Source organism: Acinetobacter sp. CAU_H_S170_2, from assembly GCF_058890445.1.
This window is the reverse complement of sequence record NZ_JBZYAE010000001.1, coordinates 1,038,566-1,057,380: the sequence shown is the minus strand read 5'-3', so window position 1 is coordinate 1,057,380 and position 18,815 is coordinate 1,038,566. Positions and strand designations below refer to the sequence as shown.

Here is an 18,815-nt window from a genome sequence, read left to right as displayed (position 1 = left end):
TGCATGCATACAGATTAATGCGGGACTGCGGTGTACTTTTCAAGTAAAGTTTCGTATACACCTTTGGCTTGTAAAATCATATCGCAGATTTCACGTACCGCGCCACGTCCACCCATCGCTTGAGTTACCAAATCGGCACGGCGACGTACTTCTAAATGACCATTTGGCACGGTCACTTTCATGCCTGCAATGGCAAATGCAGATAGGTCAGGCCAATCATCACCCATGTATAAACAATCTTCGGGTGAAATACCAAATTTTGCACAAGCCTCGCGCAATGCAACACCTTTGTCTTCACGGCCTTGATAAACAAGGTCCACGCCCAAATCAGACATCCGTTTTTCTACGATCTGACTTTTACGTCCTGTGATAATAATCACTTTCACACCAGCTTGCTGAACCAGTTTCATACCTAAGCCATCACGGATATCGAAAGATTTGATTTCGTCTCCCGAGTTAGTCAAAGTCACAAAACCATCACTTAAAATACCATCAACATCCAAAACTAGAGCTTCTACATAACGCGCTTGTTCTAACAAAATATAAGAAGCCATTTTTTAATTTACCCCAGCTTGAATCAGGTCATGCATACTCAAAACACCAATGACTTTATTGCTCTCATCAACAACGACAAATTGGTTAATTTTCTTTTCATTCATTCGCTCTAAGGCTTCAACAGCACGTGCTTCCGGTGAAATCGTCAGCGGGCTCTTAATCATCACATCAGACACCGCCAAGTTCACATCAAAACCTTGCTGTTTATCAATCAAACGGCGTAAGTCACCATCGGTAAAAATTCCTAATAGACGGTCATTTTCATCTACAATTGTGGTTAAACCTAGGCGTTTATTAGAGATTTCATACAGAACTTTGTTCATTGCTGTATCTGGAGACACTTTCGGTAGTTCGTCTCCAGTGTGCATTAAATGCTTCACATGTAATAACAAGCGTTTACCCAAAGCACCCGCAGGATGCGAGCGTGCAAAGTCATCTGAAGTAAACCCGCGTGCATCTAACAGTGCAACAGCCAATGCATCACCCAAGGCTAAAGTCGCCGTTGTACTCGATGTTGGTGCTAGACCTAATGGACAAGCTTCTTGAATATTGCCCAACGTCAGCGCCACATCAGCATTCTGTGGCATCGGCCCACGGTCATCCCCACTGATGGTAATTAAAGGCACACCCAAATATTTGATCAAAGGCATCAGCATCATGATTTCATCACTCTTGCCTGAGTTTGAAATCGCAATCAACACATCACCTGCAACCAACATCCCCAAATCACCATGCCCCGCTTCACCTGGGTGCATAAAGAATGATGGCGTACCTGTAGAGGCAAATGTGGCTGCCATTTTTCGGCCAATATGCCCTGATTTACCCATACCAGTAATGACTAAGCGACCTTTGCACTTTAAGATAATTTCACAAGCACGGCTAAAACGATCATCGATTTGCTGAGCAAGTACCGAGAGTGCCTGACGCTCTATCTCTAGTGTTTCTAAAGCAACTTTTTGGAAATCAATGGGATTTGACATATTTTCAGAATTCAACGTTGTTTTACCTGAACCGTGTGACGAAATGAAACGTCAGCACATAAAAAATAATTTTCGCAATTTTATCATATCTCTGTAGACAACTAGCGCGGAAATCTTTGGATTTTCACAACATATCTACAAATGTGTTTTGCTGATGATGAAAGACCTTTGTTTCAAATGCATATAGCTCGCTACCTTTTTATTCTTTTTTCTTTCGGCAACGCATGACTGCACAACTTTCACACTGAGAGGCTCTTATATATCCCCTAACTTAAGTGAAATAAAAAGTAGCCATCACAAAACTAAAGAGTGTCGCTAATTCAATCATTTCAATACTGGCACCAATGGTATCTCCCGTCACACCGCCAATACGCTGTATAAATTTATACCGCAAATACCACAGTACCAGATAAAAAGTGGCAATCACCACAGTACCAACCCATGCCCAATACAAAGCCACCAAAGGCATCAGCAGTAAAAGTGCCATTGCAATTGGTCGTGCTAAATGTTGGCTCAACTGACTGCCGAGTCCTTTATCGCGCACATAGTCTGTACTTAAAAAGAAGAATAGCGGTACGAGACGTCCTAAGACAGGAAATAAAATGAGTGCGCTATAACACTGCTGCTGCAATAACACACACAGTGCAGACCACTTTAATATGCATACCACAATAAGACTGAGTACACCTATCGGCCCACAACTCGGATCTTTCATGATCTCAAGTGTGCGTGCTTTATCACCAAAACCACCGATCCAAGCATCGGCAGTGTCGGCTAAACCATCCAGATGCAAACCACCCGTCAACCAAATCCATAACACCAGAATCACACTGCTTAACAGCACAAGTGGCAAAGCATGCAATAACAGGGCGATCCCATATAGAATTCCTCCCATAAGCAAACCCACTACAGGATAAAACAACAATGCCTGCGCATTTTGCTGAGGCGTTGGCATTACGCTTAGGCGAACTGGAAAGGTCGTTAAAAACTGTAATGCAATCCAAAACGGTGTCATTACACGTCCTCACTTTGAATAAACTGAAGCTGCCCTTGATCGAATACAAAGCAGTTCAACTGCCCTAACTCTGCTGACATTTTTAAAAGATCATTATCATGCTGTTTCAGCGCTTGGCATTTTAAGAGTTTAATCACTCCACCATGGGAAATAATCAATGCGCGTGTCCAGCCCTGCGCATACATTTGCTGAGTCAAGGTCTCTACTGACTCTAGAACACGACTTTTAAATGTCAATAAACTTTCCGCCTGAGGCGGGGTAAAGCTTAACGGTGTTTGCCAAAATTGAGCCAATTCATCTGGGTAGAGTTGATAGAGTCGCTCAGTCGACTGAGCCTCCCATTCCCCAAAATCCATTTCTTGCAAATTCGGTTCTATATACAAAGGAAGCTGTTTTTGCTCCGCCCACTGCTCTGAAAATAGACGGCAGCGCTGTAATGGTGAGCTATAAATGACATCCCACGCCTGACCAGTCTGCTCAGACTGTGTTATGGTAGATCGCATTTGCGCCCATCCTTTCGCAGTCAAAGCATCATCCGTTCTACCCCGTAGAGTATGGCTTAAATTAGTTTCGCCGTGGCGTAGGAAATCTAAATACAACATCCTTAAACTTTCTCACCAATCACGGCTGCTTCAGCAAATGTTGCCATCTCATTGTGTAAGCGACAGGCGAGTTTGATCAACCCCAGTGCAGCTCCTGCTCCACTGCCTTCACCCAAACGTAGGTTCAGCTTCAATAAAGGCATCGCTTTAAGTTCTTCTAATAAACGGACATGACCATATTCAGCCGACTGATGCCCAAAGAGCATCCAAGCACGAACCTGTGGATTTAAGCGTACTGCGAGCAATGCCGAAACGGTACTGATAAACCCATCTACCACCATTGGCAGCCTCAGTTGTGCACAGCGAATATACGCGCCTGTCATGGCTGCAATTTCAAGTCCACCCACTGCACATAAGGCTTTAAACGGATCGTTATCGACATATTGGGTATGCAATGCAAGTGCTTGATCAATCACTTGTTTTTTATGTATTAATTGTTCAGTACGGATACCTGTTCCAACACCCGTGAGCTTTTCAGCAGGTTCAGCCAATAAAAAACAAGCCACGGCTGAGGCTGAACAGGTATTTCCAATGCCCATCTCACCCGCGACATAGATATCTGCCCCATAAGCGATGGCATCTTCCACACTTTTTTGCCCCAAAGCAAAAGCTGCTTCACATTCAGCTTCAGTCATGGCTTGGGTTTGAGCAAAGTTAGCCGTCCCCGCGCGGATGCAGTGGCGTTCAACCCCGACATATTCATACGCTTCACCGACTGAACCACAGTCGATGACTTGTAACTTGGCTTGATACTCTTTGGCAATCACACTAATACACGCCCCGCCAGTTGCGAAGTTCTGCAACATTTGACGTGTCACCGCTTGTGGGTAGGCAGAAATATTTTCTTCCATCACCCCATGATCACCTGCAAAAATTGTAATCCATGGGCGGTCAATCTTGGGTTTTACAGTGTTTTGCAAACTAGCTAAGGTCACTGCAACCGATTCAAGCTCCGACAACGAGCCTGTCGGTTTGGTCAACTGTGACTGGCGTGCTAGGGCTTGAGGCAATACAGACTCACTCGGACTTTGACATGCTTCTAACCACCAACTCACACTTGCTCTCCTTTTAAAATCATTGGAAATCCTGCTACGCAGAACACCACTTTTGTTGCAATTTGACCTAACTGCTGATGCAATCGCCCTGTTTCATCAACAAAACGTCGGCTGATTTGTCCCATTGGAACCACACCTAAGCCTGTTTCATTGCTCACTAAAATCAGCTCGGACTGTAAATTTCCGACAACATCTAACAACTTCTGGCATTCTTGAACTTGCAAATCTGGGTCAGCATGCATCAGTAAATTACTCATCCATAAGGTCAGGCAATCAACCAAAATGGTTTGGTTTGGGCGATCTAATTTGAGCAACTGCTCTGCAAGATAAATGGGTTCTTCACACAGCCCCCAATCTTCGGGTCGTTGTTGCTGATGGTGTTGAATACGCGCTTGCATCTCCCCATCCAAGGCTTGTGCTGTGGCGACATAGATCACAGGCTGCGCCAGCTGTTGGGCAATCTGCTCCGCCAAGCGACTTTTCCCCGAACGTGCACCACCTAAAATCAGTTGCATTGCGCATTCCCCAACTCAATTTGTGTCTGTGAAAACAATGCCCCTTGTAGGACATGGGACTGATAAAAACCAAACGTGAGCTTTGAGACATTTAAGCTATACCTAATATCTTCAATTTCAGCCATACGTTCCAATACATGATCACTACCCACTGCTTCACGGTATAGACCTAATGTAATATGTGGACAATAACTTAATGCTGCGACTTCCTGCGAGGTTTGCAGCAATGTTTTTCTAATTTTATCCAATACGCCTGCGCTATCATCCACTTTTAAAAATAAGGCACTTTCAAAACTATTTAATCCACCTATCTGTAACTGAAAAGATTCTAGCTTTAATTTTTTAAGGCGTTCAAGCTGCTGATTCAGTTGCACTCGACTAAAGTCATCCGACTGTGTTGCCTGTTCTACCCAAAAACCTGCAACAAATAAAGTGATATGAAACTGCCGTTGATTTGATTGATAAAGCAAATCTGAAAACTGCTCACGAAGCTTTGTTAAATAGCTGATCAAAACGGGATCATCCACTTCAATATACCAAAGTGCATAGCGTTCTCGTCCCAAATGCCATTCAGGATAGTCTCGAGCTTCGGTCGGTACTACAGTACTATTGGGTTGAAGAAACACAATTTTATTCACAAATGAAGATGAATGATTTAAGCATATTTTTGTCAAAATTATGGGCTGAAACGCCGAGATAATTTCACATTTAAATGAATTATTTTCAATACACTCAAATTACAGACATAAAAAAACCCCAAGTTGAACTTGAGGCTTTTTAAATTTTGGAGCGGGAAACGAGACTCGAACTCGCGACCCCAACCTTGGCAAGGTTGTGCTCTACCAACTGAGCTATTCCCGCAATATGGATGTGCATTATAGAGAGTTTCATCAAACTGTCAACACTCTATAATGCAATTGCTGAATTAATCAGCGCGGCGCCAGATTGTCCCTTGGCGAGTGTCTTCCAAAACCACACCTTGATCCAACAAAGACTGACGAATTTCATCCGCTTTGGCAAATTCTTTGGCTTTTTTCGCATCTTGACGTTGTTGAATCAAATCTTCAATTTGCTCTTCAGACAAAGCCAAAGCCTCTTGCCCAATATCAGACTTCAGGAATTCTTCAACATTGTGCTGAACCAAACCTAGAATATTGGTTAAATGACGCAAAGTTGCATAGTAAATCGCAGCTTGCTCAGTTTGTTGCTCTTTTACGGCACGGTTCAATTCTTTGTTTACTTCAAACAATACCGCAATGGCTTCAGCGGTATTGAAGTCATCACGCATGGCACTATTGAAACGCTCAAGCAATGTTTCATCTAAGGTATCGACTTGTGTATCGCCATAGGCTTGTTGATAAGCTTTGAATGAATGATAGAAACGTGACAGCGCTGTTTTTGCTTCTTTTAAAGCAACATCAGAGAAATTCACAGGGCTACGATAGTGTGATGACACAATGAAGTAACGAATCACTTCAGGGTGGAACTTATCCATCACATCACGAATGGTAAAGAAATTGCCCAATGACTTCGACATTTTCTCACCATCAACGTTGATAAAACCGACATGCATCCAATAGTTGACATACTGCTCGCCAGTTGAAGCCTCAGACTGTGCAATTTCATTTTCATGGTGCGGGAACATGAGGTCCGAACCACCACCATGAATGTCAAAATGGTTCCCTAGGCAGCAAGTCGACATGGCAGAACATTCAATGTGCCAACCCGGACGACCTTTGCCCCATGGCGAAGCCCATGCAGGTTCATTTTCTTTGGCATGTTTCCAAAGTACAAAGTCAAAGGGATGTTTTTTCTCAACTTCAACATCAACACGTTCAGATGCACCCGCTTGCATATCTTCCAATTTACGTCCTGAAAGACGACCATATTTAGCGAATTTTTCCACTTGGAAATACACATCACCATTGGCAGATGGATAAGCTGTACCCTTTTCAACCAGATTACCAATCATGCTTTGCATTTGATCAATATAATCCGTCGCACGCGGTGCTTCATCTGGATGTAGGCACCCTAGATTTTCAGCATCTTCATTCATCGCTTGAATAAAGCGGTCTGTCAGCTGCGTAATCGACTCGCCATTTTCATTGGCACGTTTAATGATTTTGTCGTCAATGTCGGTAATGTTACGTACATATTTAACGCTCCAACCTTGGCTACGCAGGAAGCGAATAATATAGTCAAATGCAACCATCACGCGCGCATGTCCAATATGACAGTAGTCATATACCGTCATACCGCAAACATACATATCAATATGCCCCTCAACACGAGGTACGAATTCTACTTTTTTGCGTTGCTCTGAGTTATATAGAACAAATGGTTGCATAGCGATTCAAAAGACTTCAAATATAAGAATGGATCATCTTAACCTAAGCATTATTTTTCATAAAGTTTTCAGAAGATTTTTCTTTCAATTATCTCGCCGCTTTTCATTTATACGCAACTATTTCCAAATTTCCATTATCCAAATCTTAAACGGGTTACTGGTAAATATTGGCATTGCATGATGCATTTACTAGGGATGAACATGTACATGCTCGCAATGCTCATGGCTATGAGGTTTTGGCGCTTCATGATCTGTTCGAATACAGCAACCCTCGACATACTGACTGGTACCGTCCATATAAAATTCCTCTTTCCATACAGGAACTTCATGTTTCACCCGTTCCACCGCTTCCTCGCAGGCTTGGAAGGCTTCACGGCGGTGCGCGGCATAAGCCATCGCAATAATGGCAGTATCGCCAATATCTAAAGCGCCAATGCGATGCACCACCCGAACATAAGACACGCCATATTTTAATTGGATCTCTTGTTCAATTTGACGAATCATTTTTTCAGCGACAGGTGCATAAGCGGTATATTTCAATGCTTTTACAGCTTTACCTTGATGGTGATTTCGCACCGTACCAATGAATATGCCTATGCCGCCGCACTCAGGAAAATGCTGGATGCCATCAAAGTCATTTTGGCTAAAAGTCACGGTTTGAATCCGTGGAAATTGTTTTAATTCCATCTCAACCTCCTGCCACAGGGGACAACAACACCAAAGTACAATCTCGACTTAAAATAGTCTGCCTTGGAATAATGTCTTCACCGATTGCACAGGCACAGCGCTCCAATACTGTGTGGACATCTGGGTACTGAGTAACGAGATCCTTTAAAACCACCGTAACCGATGAATCAGGCTCGCATTGCAGCATTAAATTAGGGGGTAACTGGCGTTCAATCGCACCAAAAGCTTCAATCTTCACTTTAATCACGTTGTTTAATTCCTGAGTCATCCTAACCTCCAATCATATGCATACTGATTTTTCGCACGGGCTGATGCAACTGCTGTTTTTGAATAGCATGAAAGCCTTGCTCTTTATGCCAAACATAAGTTGAAAGTTTACTTTCTAAAACAAAGGGTTCATGCTGATTGAGCTGGGCAAGTTGCTGAATATCTGACTTTAAATTTAAGCCTTGCTTGGCAAAAAGACAATTATAAAACACACCTTGCGCATTCAACCGTAGTCGATCACACTCCCCACAAAATGAGTTGCTAATGGTAGAAATAATCCCAACCTTCTCACCATCTACCCGATAACTACGTGCAGGATTGGCACCTTGTCCTTCAAGCACTTGCACCGTAAATTGCGAGCTGAGTTGGGACAAAATCTCTTGTTCAGTGACGACATCGGCTTGCGACCAATTTTGATCGCCATCCAAAGGCATAAACTCAATAAAACGCAGTTCTACCTTTTGCAGCTTTGCCCACTGAACCAAAGGAACAATTTGATCGTCATTGATGCCTTTCATCAGCACGGTATTGATTTTGATGTTAAAACCAACCTGCTGTGCGACCTGAATTCCTTCCAGCACTGTATGTAATTGTTTTTTAGTGAGGTGTTGAAATTGTTCGGCATCTAGACTGTCTAGACTAATATTTAAATCATCCAGCCCTGCTTGCTTTAAAGCAGCGGCATATTGTTTTAAATAGTGACCATTGGTGGTCATGGAAATACGCTTCAGCCCCTGTTTTTTTAGGCTTTGTAGCTGTTCGATAAAATGCACCACACCTTGGCGCATTAACGGTTCACCGCCCGTGATACGAATTTGCTCAATGCCATGCTGCACCATAAATTTGCAAAAATGGTAGAGTTCTTCAAAGCTGAGCAAGTCGTGCTTTTTCATCCATTCGGGATGTTCGGGCATGCAATAGACGCATTTAAAATTACAACGATCCGTCACAGAGATTCGTAGTTTGCGCTTTTCACGTCCAAACTGATCTTGGAATACTCTAACTGCGGATACATGGGTCATGCTGTTCATCTGTCTTACCTATGCGTCCTTTGAGCGGTGTCGGTGCAGTTCATATTTCACGCCCTATTTTCTAAAGTATAAATTGCAATAACTGTTCCAACTTTGTGCACTTTTTACATTTTGAGTATTTTCAGTTCACCGCCGTAATGAGTGATCACTGCTACATACGTTTATAATCTAAATAAAATAACGACTCCCATAAATATATTCTAATTTTTTGTTTTATAATAAATTTAATATAAACACGAATACTTATTTGGTTCTTTTATAGATTTTTATTTAAACAGTCAAATCGGTTTATGGCAACATCTTTTGCTCTCAACACACCTCCTCTCTTCAATATCTGAGGTATTTATAAAAAATTGAGTTGCCGATGCTGTTGTAACTCATCCAACGAGTTAATGCTGTGAAAAAACAGTGCATGATTTTTAAATCGTGCCACTTGTGGGTGCAAATCTGCAAAACACTGCCTTAAACTGCGCTGATTTTGCTCAAGGTGCTGAATCAATGTCGGTAAACTGCTCCGTTTTAACAAACAAAACGGATACAGTGCACGGTCATTGATTTCTACAATAACGACACCACAGTTCGGATCTTGTTGCATCGCTTGATGTAACCGTGAAAACACTTTTTTCGGAATAAAAGTTACATCACAGGGCACGAACAGCACATAGTCTGATTGCACATGTGTCCATGCACTTTTCATCCCCATCAAGGGCCCTTGAAAGCCTGTTGCCTCATCTTCAAAAAAGCCAATCGACGGAATCAACCGCTCATAAATGGAATGATCGCGATGGCTGTTGACCCATAACTTGGTTGCACGTGACTTTAACTGCTGATGAATTTTGATAAGTTGAATTTCATCATCAAATTTTTGCAAGAGTTTATTAATGCCATTCATACGGCGCGCCTGACCACCCGCCAAAATAACAACTTCAGTTTCTGGGTAGCTCACGGGTTTGAGTATTTTTCTTTTCATTCTACCTCCTCCGTTTGACACGCTTTGATCAGACCTCGAATTTCAGGTAAGCAAGAACCGCAATTGCCTCCTGCCTTTAAGCATGCAGTGACTTGTTTTTCATGGGTGATATTTTTTTCTTTAATGACATCGATAATACGATTTTTCCCAACTTTAAAACAGCTACAGACCAGTGGGCCATCGCTATTAGTCATTGACATGGCTTGCCCTGCTAATAAAGCCTTCCGATGCATCGCGCTTAAGCGTTCGCGCTTAAACAGACTTGCCACCCAGTCTCGATCTGGCAATAACGCTTTAGGTGCAATATACAGACTCGCAATGAGGTGTCCATCTTGTAACACCACACTATGACTGATATGGGCGGTTTGATCTTCTACATTGAGCCATTCAAAACTTTCATCATCAAAAGGCAATAAAGCTTTGAGTTGTTCCGTCGTTTCCGTAAAACGTCGACGGTCTGCCAGCTCATAACGAATAGCTTTGGACGTTTTGATTTTGGTCCACCAAATGCTTTGTTCAATACTTTGTTGTACCAAATGTTCAAAGCCCGTTCTGACATAAAATACGCCCTGCCATTGCGTATAAAACGGATGAATCATCACAGGGGTATGTTTGAACTCAGGTTCTCCTGAAATCGCATCCACCACAGGATTCACCACTTTTCCAATCCGTGCATCAGATGCGAATTGATCACTCCAGTGAATCGGTGCAAAAATCTGTCCACGGCGGATATTGTCACTGACTGTAGCTCGCAGTACGCAATTTCCCCAAGCCGATTTGATCTCCACCAGTTCGCCATCTTTTAAACCATATTTCAGGGCATCATTTGGGTGAATCTCACAATAGGGTTCTGCTTTATGTGTGCTTAAATTAGCTGATAAACCTGTACGTGTCATGGTATGCCATTGATCGCGGATGCGTCCTGTATTCAGCACCAATGGATACTCACTGCTAATTGGATTCACCGCACCAACTGCCGTTGTTGCAATAAACTTGGCTTTACCATCTGGATGACTAAACTGACCATCTTTAAATAATTGGGCAAAAATGTTTGGTTTGGTTTGGCCGTTTTTCAAAGGTACGAGCACAGGCCATTGCGTCGGTTCAAGCTCTTGGTAGTCATCAAATGAAAGATTCGTCAGACCTGCCAAATTGAAATAGCGAAATGTTTCAGTCGATGAACGTAAATCGATTTCTGCATTTTGATAAGCTGAAAGTTGTGCATGTTCTTTGAAAATGTCATGACTACTTTCAAAGTCAAAACCCTGAAATCCTAATTTTTTAGCAACTTGTGAAACTGACCACCAATCCGCTTGTGCTTGGGCTGGGCGTTCTAGAAAGGCACGCTGTCTAGAAATCCGGCGTTCAGAATTAGTCACCGTGCCGTCTTTTTCACCCCAACCCAATGCAGGCAGTAACACATCGGCATATTGAGTGGTATCGGTATCCAGACAAATGTCTGACACCACCACAAACTCACATTTCTCTAGTGCACGTTTCACCTGATCGGCATTGGGCAAACTCACCACAGGATTGGTCGCCATAATCCAAATGGCTTTAATTTTTCCGGCTTCGACCGCTTCAAAAAGGTCGACGGCTTTTAAACCCACTTGCTTTGCAATGGTTGGACTGTGCCAAAACTGCTGTACCAATTGTTGATGCTTTGGATTATCCAAATCCATATGGGCAGCCAACATATTGGCAAGTCCACCTACTTCACGCCCGCCCATCGCATTCGGCTGGCCCGTCATGGAAAAAGGCGCAGCGCCTAATTTTCCAATTTTGCCAGTTAACAAATGACAGTTGGTAATGCTATTGGCTTTGTCTACCCCACGTGAAGACTGATTCACCCCCATTGAAAATAAGCTCATCACTTTTTCTGTTTGAGCAAATTTTTCAAAAAAGAGTGCTAATTTTTCAACAGAAATCCCCGTCCGTTCGCTCACACTCGCTATTGATGCTTCCGATGCACTACTTGCCAACGCTTGTTCTAAGCCTTGAGTATGCTTTGCAATAAAATCGGTATCGGTACAATGATTGTTTGCTAAATACTGTAATAAACCATTGAACAGCGCGACATCTTGACCCGGTAAAATCGGTAAGTGTAAATCAGCCGCCTCACAGGTGGCAGTAAAACGCGGGTCAATCACGACGACGAAAATATCTCGCTCCTCTTTAGCTTTCATGATGCGTTGATACAGCACAGGATGACACCATGCAGTATTTGAACCCACCAAAACCACCATATCGGTATGTTCAAAATCACTATAACTGGCTGGAACTAAGTCTTCACCAAAAGCGCGTTTATGCGCAGCAACGGCTGAAGACATACACAACCGTGAATTGGTGTCGATATTGGCCGTACCTAAGTAGCCTTTAACAAATTTATTGACCACATAATAATCTTCAGTCAGCAGCTGACCTGACACATAAAAAGCAATACTTTCAGGCCCATATTGATCGATATAATGTTGAAATTTATTGGCGATTAAATTTGTTGCGGTATCCCATGAACTTACCTCACGTTGCGGTTTACGCCCTAACATGGGATGTAAGACACGTGTTTCTAAACCTACGGTATCGGCTAAATTACTGCCTTTAATGCACAACTTTCCGAAATTAGATGGATGCTGAGCATCGCCCACTACAGACACTTTTTGCCCTAAAGCCGTTTCGTCAACAGTTGCTGTTACCCCACACCCCACCCCACAATATGGGCAGGTGGTTTGTGTGGTTGTCATCATTTTTTCTGTGGAGCTATGCAGTTCCATTACAGGGATACTATTCATTTCTGCTTCGCTCCTTTATCTATGGCAAATACTTAAAATCACCCCCTCCTTTTTAGAAGGGGTTAGTGGAAGGTTTTACCCTGCTTTTTTTAATGCAAAATCTTTACCAAATAACAGTTTATTTCGAATTGAGGAAATTGGGGTTTGATCCGAAATAAGTTCTGCATACCAAACACCATCTTCGGTATCCCCAAACAACACCGCACCAACGACCTTATCCTTTTGAATAATAATGCGTTTATAAATCTGACGTTTTTCATCATTTAAAATGATGTCTTCAAAGTCATCCTTCGGTTCAAAATTACCCGCTGAGAACACATCACAGCCACTTACCTTTAACTGTGTCGGAACAGTTGGTGCTTTGAACGTTAAGCTGCCATGCTCCGCCAAATGTGAGGCACAAATGAACGCCTGCCCCCAAAGTGGCTCAACCAAGCCAAAAGTCTGGCTACGATGTTCAATACACTCGCCTACGGCGTAAATACTTGGGTCAAAAGTCTGCATGGTGTCATTCACCAATACACCACGGTTACAGCGCAGTCCTGCACTTTGTGCAAGTGCCATGTTCGGACGAATACCAACTGCAAAAACTACAAGATCAGCCGCTAAGACTGTACCGTCTTTCAAGCGAATTTGAGTGACATGACCATCTACACCCACCAATGCTTCAGTATTGGCCTCAGTAATAATGGAGATACCCTTTTGTTCAATACTATGGCGTAGCATTTGGCTGGCTTTACTGTCTAATTGGCGCTCCATAACACGATCCATCAGATGTAAAACCGTGACATTCATCCCGCGTTGTTTGAGGCCATATGCAGCTTCAAGTCCCAACAGTCCACCACCGATTACCACGGCATTTTTCTTGGTCTTGCAGTAATCCAGCATGGTGTTGATGTCGTAGATATCTCGGAAACTAATGACACCTTTCAAATCTGCTCCAGCAATTGGAGGAATGAACGGTTTCGAACCTGTCGCTAAAATTAAACGATCATAATCAACCACTTCTCCTTTTTCGGTATAGACCTGCTTACGAGGACGGTCTATACGTACCGCAGGATCCCCCGCAATGAAACGAATCCCTTTGTCGCTATACCATGCATGTGGATGCAACATGATGTCGTCAATGGTTTTATCGCCTGACAACACTGGCGATAACATAATACGGTTATAGTTCCCCCAAGGCTCTTCACCAATCACTGTCACGTCATAACGGTCTGGTGCCATGTCGAGTAAATCTTCCAAACAACGCATCCCCGCTAGGCCATTACCAACCAGCACCAACTTCATTTTTTCCTGAGATGCACCTGTGTTGGTGATGTAGGTTTTTTGTGGTGTCGGACTAATCCACACTCGGCCATTTTCAATTTTACTTGGAAAAACCAATAGTTTCTGATCTTTATCTTCCAAACAACGTCCTGTCGCCAAACTAAAATGCTGTTTATAAATGGGCGATGCCACCACCCGCTCACCTTGTAAATCACCAATAATGCCGCGCGACATTACAAAAGCTTGGCTAAATGGATCCTGATTGCTCAAGGCATATACCCGCTTTTCAGCACCGACACGAAAAATAGCAATTTGCTGATGTTCAATAAGTGCACCTACGCCTGTATTTGGCGTTAGATCATCTAGCGCACAGACATCAACCCAATCTAGCTCATTCATTTCTTTTAAAATTGTCATCATCTTGATCCTTTTAAACTTATTCATTCATTTAGTCCCTCTATTTTTGCTTTTGAGAGAGTGCTGAAGAAAGAAGTTTGAATACCCTAATTTTTTAAGCTTCAACCACTGGAATACGGCTACGATCTCGTTCAGCCGCAGTTTTAGGACGAATCTGGCCACGAACTTCTGCAAACTGAATATGCGGATCTTGTTGTTGCTCAGCTTTGGCATTGATGAAAGTCACGAAGCGTTTACGTACTTCTGGGTCTTCGACAGCCGTACGCCATTCATCTTGATAAGTCCCCACCACATGGCTCATACGACGTTCGAGTTCAGCAGCTAGACCTAAAGAATCATGCACAACCACATCTTTGAGATAATCTAAACCACCTTCCATGTTGTCGCGCCATACCGAAGTTCGTTGTAAACGGTCTGCGGTTTGCACATAGAACATAAAAAATCGGTCGATGTATTTAATTAAAGTTTGAGTGTCAAGATCTGAAGCCAATAACTCGGCATGGCGAGGCTTCATCCCGCCATTACCGCAGACATACAGATTCCAGCCTTTTTCAGTGGCAATCACACCGACATCTTTACTTTGTGCTTCGGCACATTCACGGGTACAGCCTGAAACAGCCATTTTTAATTTGTGCGGTGAGCGCAGTCCTTTGTAGCGGTTTTCTAGGAAAATAGCTAAACCCACCGAGTCATCCACACCGTAGCGACACCATGTACTGCCGACACAAGACTTCACTGTACGCAACGATTTCCCATACGCATGGCCTGACTCAAAGCCGGCAGCGATGAGCTTTTCCCAAATTTCAGGAAGTTGGTGAATTTGCGCGCCAAACATATCGACACGTTGCCCACCAGTGAGCTTGGTATATAAGCCATATTCTTTAGCAATTTGCCCCACAGCAATTAAGCCGTCAGGCGTCACTTCACCGCCTGCCATCCGTGGGACGACAGAATAAGAACCATCTTTTTGAATATTTCCTAGGTAGTAGTCGTTACTGTCTTGTAGACCTGCATGGCTTGGTTTCAAAACAAAGTCATTCCAACACGACGCTAAAATATTGGCTGCAGTTGGCTTACAAATATCGCAGCCCAAACCATGACCATGTTGTTGAATCAGGTCATCAAAAGTTTTGATTTCATTAACCCGTACCAAGTGATACAACTCTTGACGTGAGTAGGCAAAGTGCTCACAAATATGGTTATTCACGGTCACGCCTTGGCGTTGTAATTCAGATTTTAAAACTTGGGTCACTAATGGTGCACATCCACCACATGCAGTAGCTGCTTTGGTACATTTTTTTAGGGCCCCTAGAGACGTTGAGCCCTCGGCGATTGCACTGCAAATATCGGCTTTAGAGACGTTATTACATGAGCAAATGGTTGCACTGTCTGGCAGTAAATCGACGCCACTACCGCCAGATTTAGCGGAAGATTGTGCATAACCCGGCATGATTAAACTTTCAGGATTTTCTGGAAGCGCTAAACCATTCAGCATCATTTGTAGTAAGTCGTTGTACTCTTTTGCACAGCCCACTAAAACCGCGCCAAGTAACTTGGTTTTTTCGCCGTTCACCACGATTTTTTTATAAACTTGTGTATCTTCATCGGCATAGAAATAACTGAGTGCATTCGGTGTCATCGCATGTGCATCACCGACAGAAGCCACATCAACGCCCATCAGTTTCAATTTGGTGCTCATGTCTGCACCCGCAAACTCAGCACAAGTTTGTTCAGTGACATGTTTTGCTGCAATACGTGCCATGTCATAGCCCGGTGCCACCAGACCATAAATTTTGTTTTGCCACAGCGCACATTCACCAATGGCATAAATATCTGGATTTGACGTTTGGCAATAATCATTAATCATGATCCCGCCACGCTCTCCAAGGGCTAAACCACTTTGACGTGCCAACTCATCACGTGGGCGAATACCCGCTGAGAACAAAATAATGTCTGTTTCAAGCTCAGAACCATCACCAAATTTCATCACATGCTTCGTCGTTGCACCTTCCTCAATTGATGAAGTCGCTTTTTGGGTATGGACTTTTACGCCTAAGTTTTCAATTTTTGCACGTAGAACCTTTCCGCCCAAGTCATCAATTTGAACCGCCATAAGACGCGGTGCAAACTCAACGACATGGGTTTCCAAGTTCAAATCACGTAGCGCCTTAGCGGCTTCTAGGCCCAATAAACCGCCGCCAATTACCACACCTGATTTCGCATTGAGACTTGCAGCACGAATCGCATCTAAGTCTTCAATGGTTCGGTAAACAAAGCAGTTTTCACGGTCATTACCCGAAATAGGCGGAACAAAAGCATATGAACCTGTTGCCAAGATTAATTTGTCAAAACTAAGAACATCACCATGATTCGTCGTCACCGTTTTATGGCTTTGATCAATTGCAACCGCTTTGGTATTCAAACGTAAATCTATGCCATAAGCATCAGCAAAATCTGCACGACAAAGGGTTAAATCCTTTGCTGATTTACCACTGAAATACTCAGTCAAATGTACGCGGTCATAAGCCAAGCGCGGTTCTTCGGCCAAGATGGTAATTTCAACATCATCACCCACATGTTCGAGTACTGATTCGATAAATTTGTGGCCAACCATGCCATGACCAATCATGATGATTTTCATATTCTTTCTCCGCAATATTTCATTTGTTCTGCCTGAGCCTTGAGGCTTGGGTTTAATCTCTTTATTTAGTTTTGCGCTTCAGCAATGCTACGATCATGTACTGCTTGTTCGAATAAGCGCTGTTCCTTTTCTTTATGCTCAACAGAGAACCGAATCATAAGGACAAAACTTGCAGCGATGACCACCAAGCCACCTAAAATCATCAGTGTGGTTTGAATATCCAACATACCTTTGAGTAGGAAACCTGCTGCCACTGCACCCACGTTACCCCCTGCGCCAATAATGCCTGCCACACCGCCCAAAGCATCACGATCAATAAAAGGTACCAAAGCATAAGTTGCACCACATGCCATGTGGGTGAACAATGCGAAGACTGTCATTGCGAGTATCGCAAAGATAGGGGTATTCATTTGAGAGAATAAGACGAGGAAGATACCTTCCAGCAGAATCATGCCAAACAACACTTTAGTACGACCATCAAGCCCTTTTTTAGTTGCGACTTTGTCTGACACAATGCCGCCCAGAGCACGAGCAAACAGTGCCAGTAAACCGAAAATACCAGCCGCCATCCCGGCTTCTTTTAAACCAAAGCTAAAGTGGTCAACGTAGTACATCGCGACAATGTTATGAATAAAAATTTCAATCCCGAAACACGCGGCATAGGCACCAAATAAAATCCAAACACGGTAGTTTTTCGCAGCATGCATCAGAATCGCTACACCACCTTTTTTATCTGAACCAACACTGACACCCTCTGCACGAAGTTCTTTGAAGTTGCCTTGTGGGCAGTCTTGGGTAAATTTCCAATACATCAACCCCACGATCAGCATCAGTACACCCGGAACAATCAGTGCAATTCTCCAGCCCATCGCTTGCTCTACACCAAACATCACTAAGGCACCAAGCATCAATGGCATGAGTACTTGTGTTGCACCACCGCCTGCATTACCCCAGCCTGCTGTCGCTGCGTTTGCAGTCCCGACTACGTTTGGCGCAAACATAATGCTGGTGTGATACTGAGTGATGACAAAGCTTGCCCCAATCGCACCAATCAATAGACGGAAGAACAAGAAGGATTCATAGCTATTTGCAGACGCTACTCCAAAGACTGGAATGCTGCCGAGTACAAGAAGTGCGGTATAGGTTTTACGCGGGCCGTATTTATCACACAATGGCCCCACAATAAGACGAACTAAAATGGTGATCGCGACAGCTGCAATATTGATATTGGCAATTTGATCTTTGGTTAAATGAAATTCACCCGCAATCACTGGCATCAGCGGAGCACAAGCGAACCAAGCAAAGAAGCAAACAAAAAAGGCGAGCCAACTCATGTGGAAGGCTCTCATTGCTGCGCCGTTAAAACTGAAAAGACTTATTTTTGTTGCTTTTTTAGCATGTAAATTTGAAGACATAACCTTCTCCAGACTGAACTGAGCGTATAGTTTTTCTACAGCACAAACACTTGGGATGTAGAAGCGATCAGAACGGACGTCGTTGGCCGTCTTACAAATTTGATTTAGAGTCGTCTTTGACTCATTTGGGATAATGCAACGAGTGTGCCAATATTTATAATTTAATTTTAATATTTTGTTTTTTAATGATTTATTTAAAATAAAATCTTATAATTCGATATAATCAGCTCTTTTTTTTTAAAGCACAACAGCTAGTTTTT

General features: G+C 43.2%; 16 protein-coding genes and 1 tRNA gene. All 17 read right to left on the bottom strand.

Annotated features, from left to right (window positions below; all coding sequences use genetic code 11):
• Nucleotides 1-14 precede the first annotated feature (14 nt).
• A complete protein-coding gene (locus AC5EUN_RS05185; protein WP_004982122.1) occupies nt 15-554 on the bottom strand; it encodes a KdsC family phosphatase in 540 nt (179 codons plus the stop codon).
• Between the two features lie 3 nt (nt 555-557).
• On the bottom strand, nt 558-1,535 hold the full coding sequence (locus AC5EUN_RS05180; RefSeq protein WP_010327068.1) for a KpsF/GutQ family sugar-phosphate isomerase: 978 nt from the start codon (nt 1,533-1,535) through the stop codon (nt 558-560).
• A 271-nt stretch (nt 1,536-1,806) separates the two neighbouring features.
• Nucleotides 1,807-2,550 (bottom strand): adenosylcobinamide-GDP ribazoletransferase, encoded by a 744-nt coding sequence (locus AC5EUN_RS05175; RefSeq protein WP_010327069.1) that lies wholly within the window; start codon nt 2,548-2,550, stop codon nt 1,807-1,809.
• Complete coding sequence (locus tag AC5EUN_RS05170) at nt 2,550-3,152, bottom strand: histidine phosphatase family protein (protein ID WP_010327070.1); 603 nt, start codon at nt 3,150-3,152, stop codon at nt 2,550-2,552. Before AC5EUN_RS05170 ends, AC5EUN_RS05175 begins: the two co-directional genes overlap by 1 nt.
• A gap of 2 nt (nt 3,153-3,154) precedes the next feature.
• Nucleotides 3,155-4,207, bottom strand: a complete 1,053-nt coding sequence (gene cobT / locus AC5EUN_RS05165) for a nicotinate-nucleotide--dimethylbenzimidazole phosphoribosyltransferase (protein ID WP_010327071.1) — start codon at nt 4,205-4,207, stop codon at nt 3,155-3,157.
• A complete protein-coding gene (gene cobU / locus AC5EUN_RS05160) occupies nt 4,204-4,722 on the bottom strand; it encodes a bifunctional adenosylcobinamide kinase/adenosylcobinamide-phosphate guanylyltransferase (RefSeq protein ID WP_010327072.1) in 519 nt (172 codons plus the stop codon). Before cobU ends, cobT begins: the two co-directional genes overlap by 4 nt.
• Nucleotides 4,713-5,360, bottom strand: a complete 648-nt coding sequence (locus tag AC5EUN_RS05155) for a 2'-5' RNA ligase family protein (RefSeq protein WP_029575060.1) — start codon at nt 5,358-5,360, stop codon at nt 4,713-4,715. The genes cobU and AC5EUN_RS05155 overlap by 10 nt, the downstream gene beginning before the upstream one ends.
• A gap of 147 nt (nt 5,361-5,507) precedes the next feature.
• Nucleotides 5,508-5,583: transfer RNA gene (locus tag AC5EUN_RS05150), tRNA-Gly, on the bottom strand.
• A gap of 64 nt (nt 5,584-5,647) precedes the next feature.
• The gene (cysS, locus tag AC5EUN_RS05145) at nt 5,648-7,069 is read right to left on the bottom strand and encodes a cysteine--tRNA ligase (RefSeq protein WP_010327074.1); all 1,422 of its coding nucleotides are present in this window, start codon (nt 7,067-7,069) and stop codon (nt 5,648-5,650) included.
• A gap of 189 nt (nt 7,070-7,258) precedes the next feature.
• A complete protein-coding gene (locus tag AC5EUN_RS05140) occupies nt 7,259-7,756 on the bottom strand; it encodes a molybdenum cofactor biosynthesis protein MoaE (protein WP_010327075.1) in 498 nt (165 codons plus the stop codon).
• A gap of 1 nt (nt 7,757) precedes the next feature.
• Nucleotides 7,758-8,024 (bottom strand): MoaD/ThiS family protein, encoded by a 267-nt coding sequence (locus tag AC5EUN_RS05135; RefSeq protein ID WP_010327076.1) that lies wholly within the window; start codon nt 8,022-8,024, stop codon nt 7,758-7,760.
• A gap of 1 nt (nt 8,025) precedes the next feature.
• Nucleotides 8,026-9,054, bottom strand: a complete 1,029-nt coding sequence (moaA, locus tag AC5EUN_RS05130) for a GTP 3',8-cyclase MoaA (protein WP_493352185.1) — start codon at nt 9,052-9,054, stop codon at nt 8,026-8,028.
• Between the two features lie 343 nt (nt 9,055-9,397).
• Nucleotides 9,398-10,024 carry a molybdenum cofactor guanylyltransferase gene (gene mobA / locus AC5EUN_RS05125; RefSeq protein WP_010327078.1) on the bottom strand — a complete coding sequence of 209 codons (627 nt, stop codon included), beginning with the start codon at nt 10,022-10,024 and terminating at the stop codon, nt 9,398-9,400.
• Complete coding sequence (locus AC5EUN_RS05120; RefSeq protein ID WP_493352184.1) at nt 10,021-12,813, bottom strand: molybdopterin-dependent oxidoreductase; 2,793 nt, start codon at nt 12,811-12,813, stop codon at nt 10,021-10,023. Before AC5EUN_RS05120 ends, mobA begins: the two co-directional genes overlap by 4 nt.
• 75 nt (nt 12,814-12,888) lie before the next feature.
• On the bottom strand, nt 12,889-14,499 hold the full coding sequence (gene nirD / locus AC5EUN_RS05115) for a nitrite reductase small subunit NirD (protein ID WP_279697760.1): 1,611 nt from the start codon (nt 14,497-14,499) through the stop codon (nt 12,889-12,891).
• A gap of 94 nt (nt 14,500-14,593) precedes the next feature.
• Nucleotides 14,594-17,140, bottom strand: coding sequence for a nitrite reductase large subunit NirB (gene nirB, locus AC5EUN_RS05110; protein WP_493352183.1), 2,547 nt, complete (start codon nt 17,138-17,140; stop codon nt 14,594-14,596).
• 65 nt (nt 17,141-17,205) lie between these two features.
• Nucleotides 17,206-18,555: an MFS transporter gene (locus AC5EUN_RS05105; protein ID WP_029575062.1), complete on the bottom strand. Its 1,350-nt coding sequence runs from the start codon at nt 18,553-18,555 to the stop codon at nt 17,206-17,208.
• Nucleotides 18,556-18,815: the final 260 nt, after the last annotated feature.

What these genes read in the sequence shown, in the direction of transcription:
- AC5EUN_RS05185 (WP_004982122.1), bottom strand. Translation starts at nt 554, where the DNA reads ATGGCTTCTTATATTTTGTTAGAACAAGCGCGTTATGTAGAAGCTCTA.
- AC5EUN_RS05180 (WP_010327068.1), bottom strand. Translation starts at nt 1,535, where the DNA reads ATGTCAAATCCCATTGATTTCCAAAAAGTTGCTTTAGAAACACTAGAG.
- AC5EUN_RS05175 (WP_010327069.1), bottom strand. Translation starts at nt 2,550, where the DNA reads ATGACACCGTTTTGGATTGCATTACAGTTTTTAACGACCTTTCCAGTT.
- AC5EUN_RS05170 (WP_010327070.1), bottom strand. Translation starts at nt 3,152, where the DNA reads ATGTTGTATTTAGATTTCCTACGCCACGGCGAAACTAATTTAAGCCAT.
- cobU (WP_010327072.1), bottom strand. Translation starts at nt 4,722, where the DNA reads ATGCAACTGATTTTAGGTGGTGCACGTTCGGGGAAAAGTCGCTTGGCG.
- cysS (WP_010327074.1), bottom strand. Translation starts at nt 7,069, where the DNA reads ATGCAACCATTTGTTCTATATAACTCAGAGCAACGCAAAAAAGTAGAA.
- AC5EUN_RS05140 (WP_010327075.1), bottom strand. Translation starts at nt 7,756, where the DNA reads ATGGAATTAAAACAATTTCCACGGATTCAAACCGTGACTTTTAGCCAA.
- AC5EUN_RS05135 (WP_010327076.1), bottom strand. Translation starts at nt 8,024, where the DNA reads ATGACTCAGGAATTAAACAACGTGATTAAAGTGAAGATTGAAGCTTTT.
- moaA (WP_493352185.1), bottom strand. Translation starts at nt 9,054, where the DNA reads ATGAACAGCATGACCCATGTATCCGCAGTTAGAGTATTCCAAGATCAG.
- mobA (WP_010327078.1), bottom strand. Translation starts at nt 10,024, where the DNA reads ATGAAAAGAAAAATACTCAAACCCGTGAGCTACCCAGAAACTGAAGTT.
- AC5EUN_RS05120 (WP_493352184.1), bottom strand. Translation starts at nt 12,813, where the DNA reads ATGAATAGTATCCCTGTAATGGAACTGCATAGCTCCACAGAAAAAATG.
- nirD (WP_279697760.1), bottom strand. Translation starts at nt 14,499, where the DNA reads ATGACAATTTTAAAAGAAATGAATGAGCTAGATTGGGTTGATGTCTGT.
- nirB (WP_493352183.1), bottom strand. Translation starts at nt 17,140, where the DNA reads ATGAAAATCATCATGATTGGTCATGGCATGGTTGGCCACAAATTTATC.
- AC5EUN_RS05105 (WP_029575062.1), bottom strand. Translation starts at nt 18,555, where the DNA reads ATGTCTTCAAATTTACATGCTAAAAAAGCAACAAAAATAAGTCTTTTC.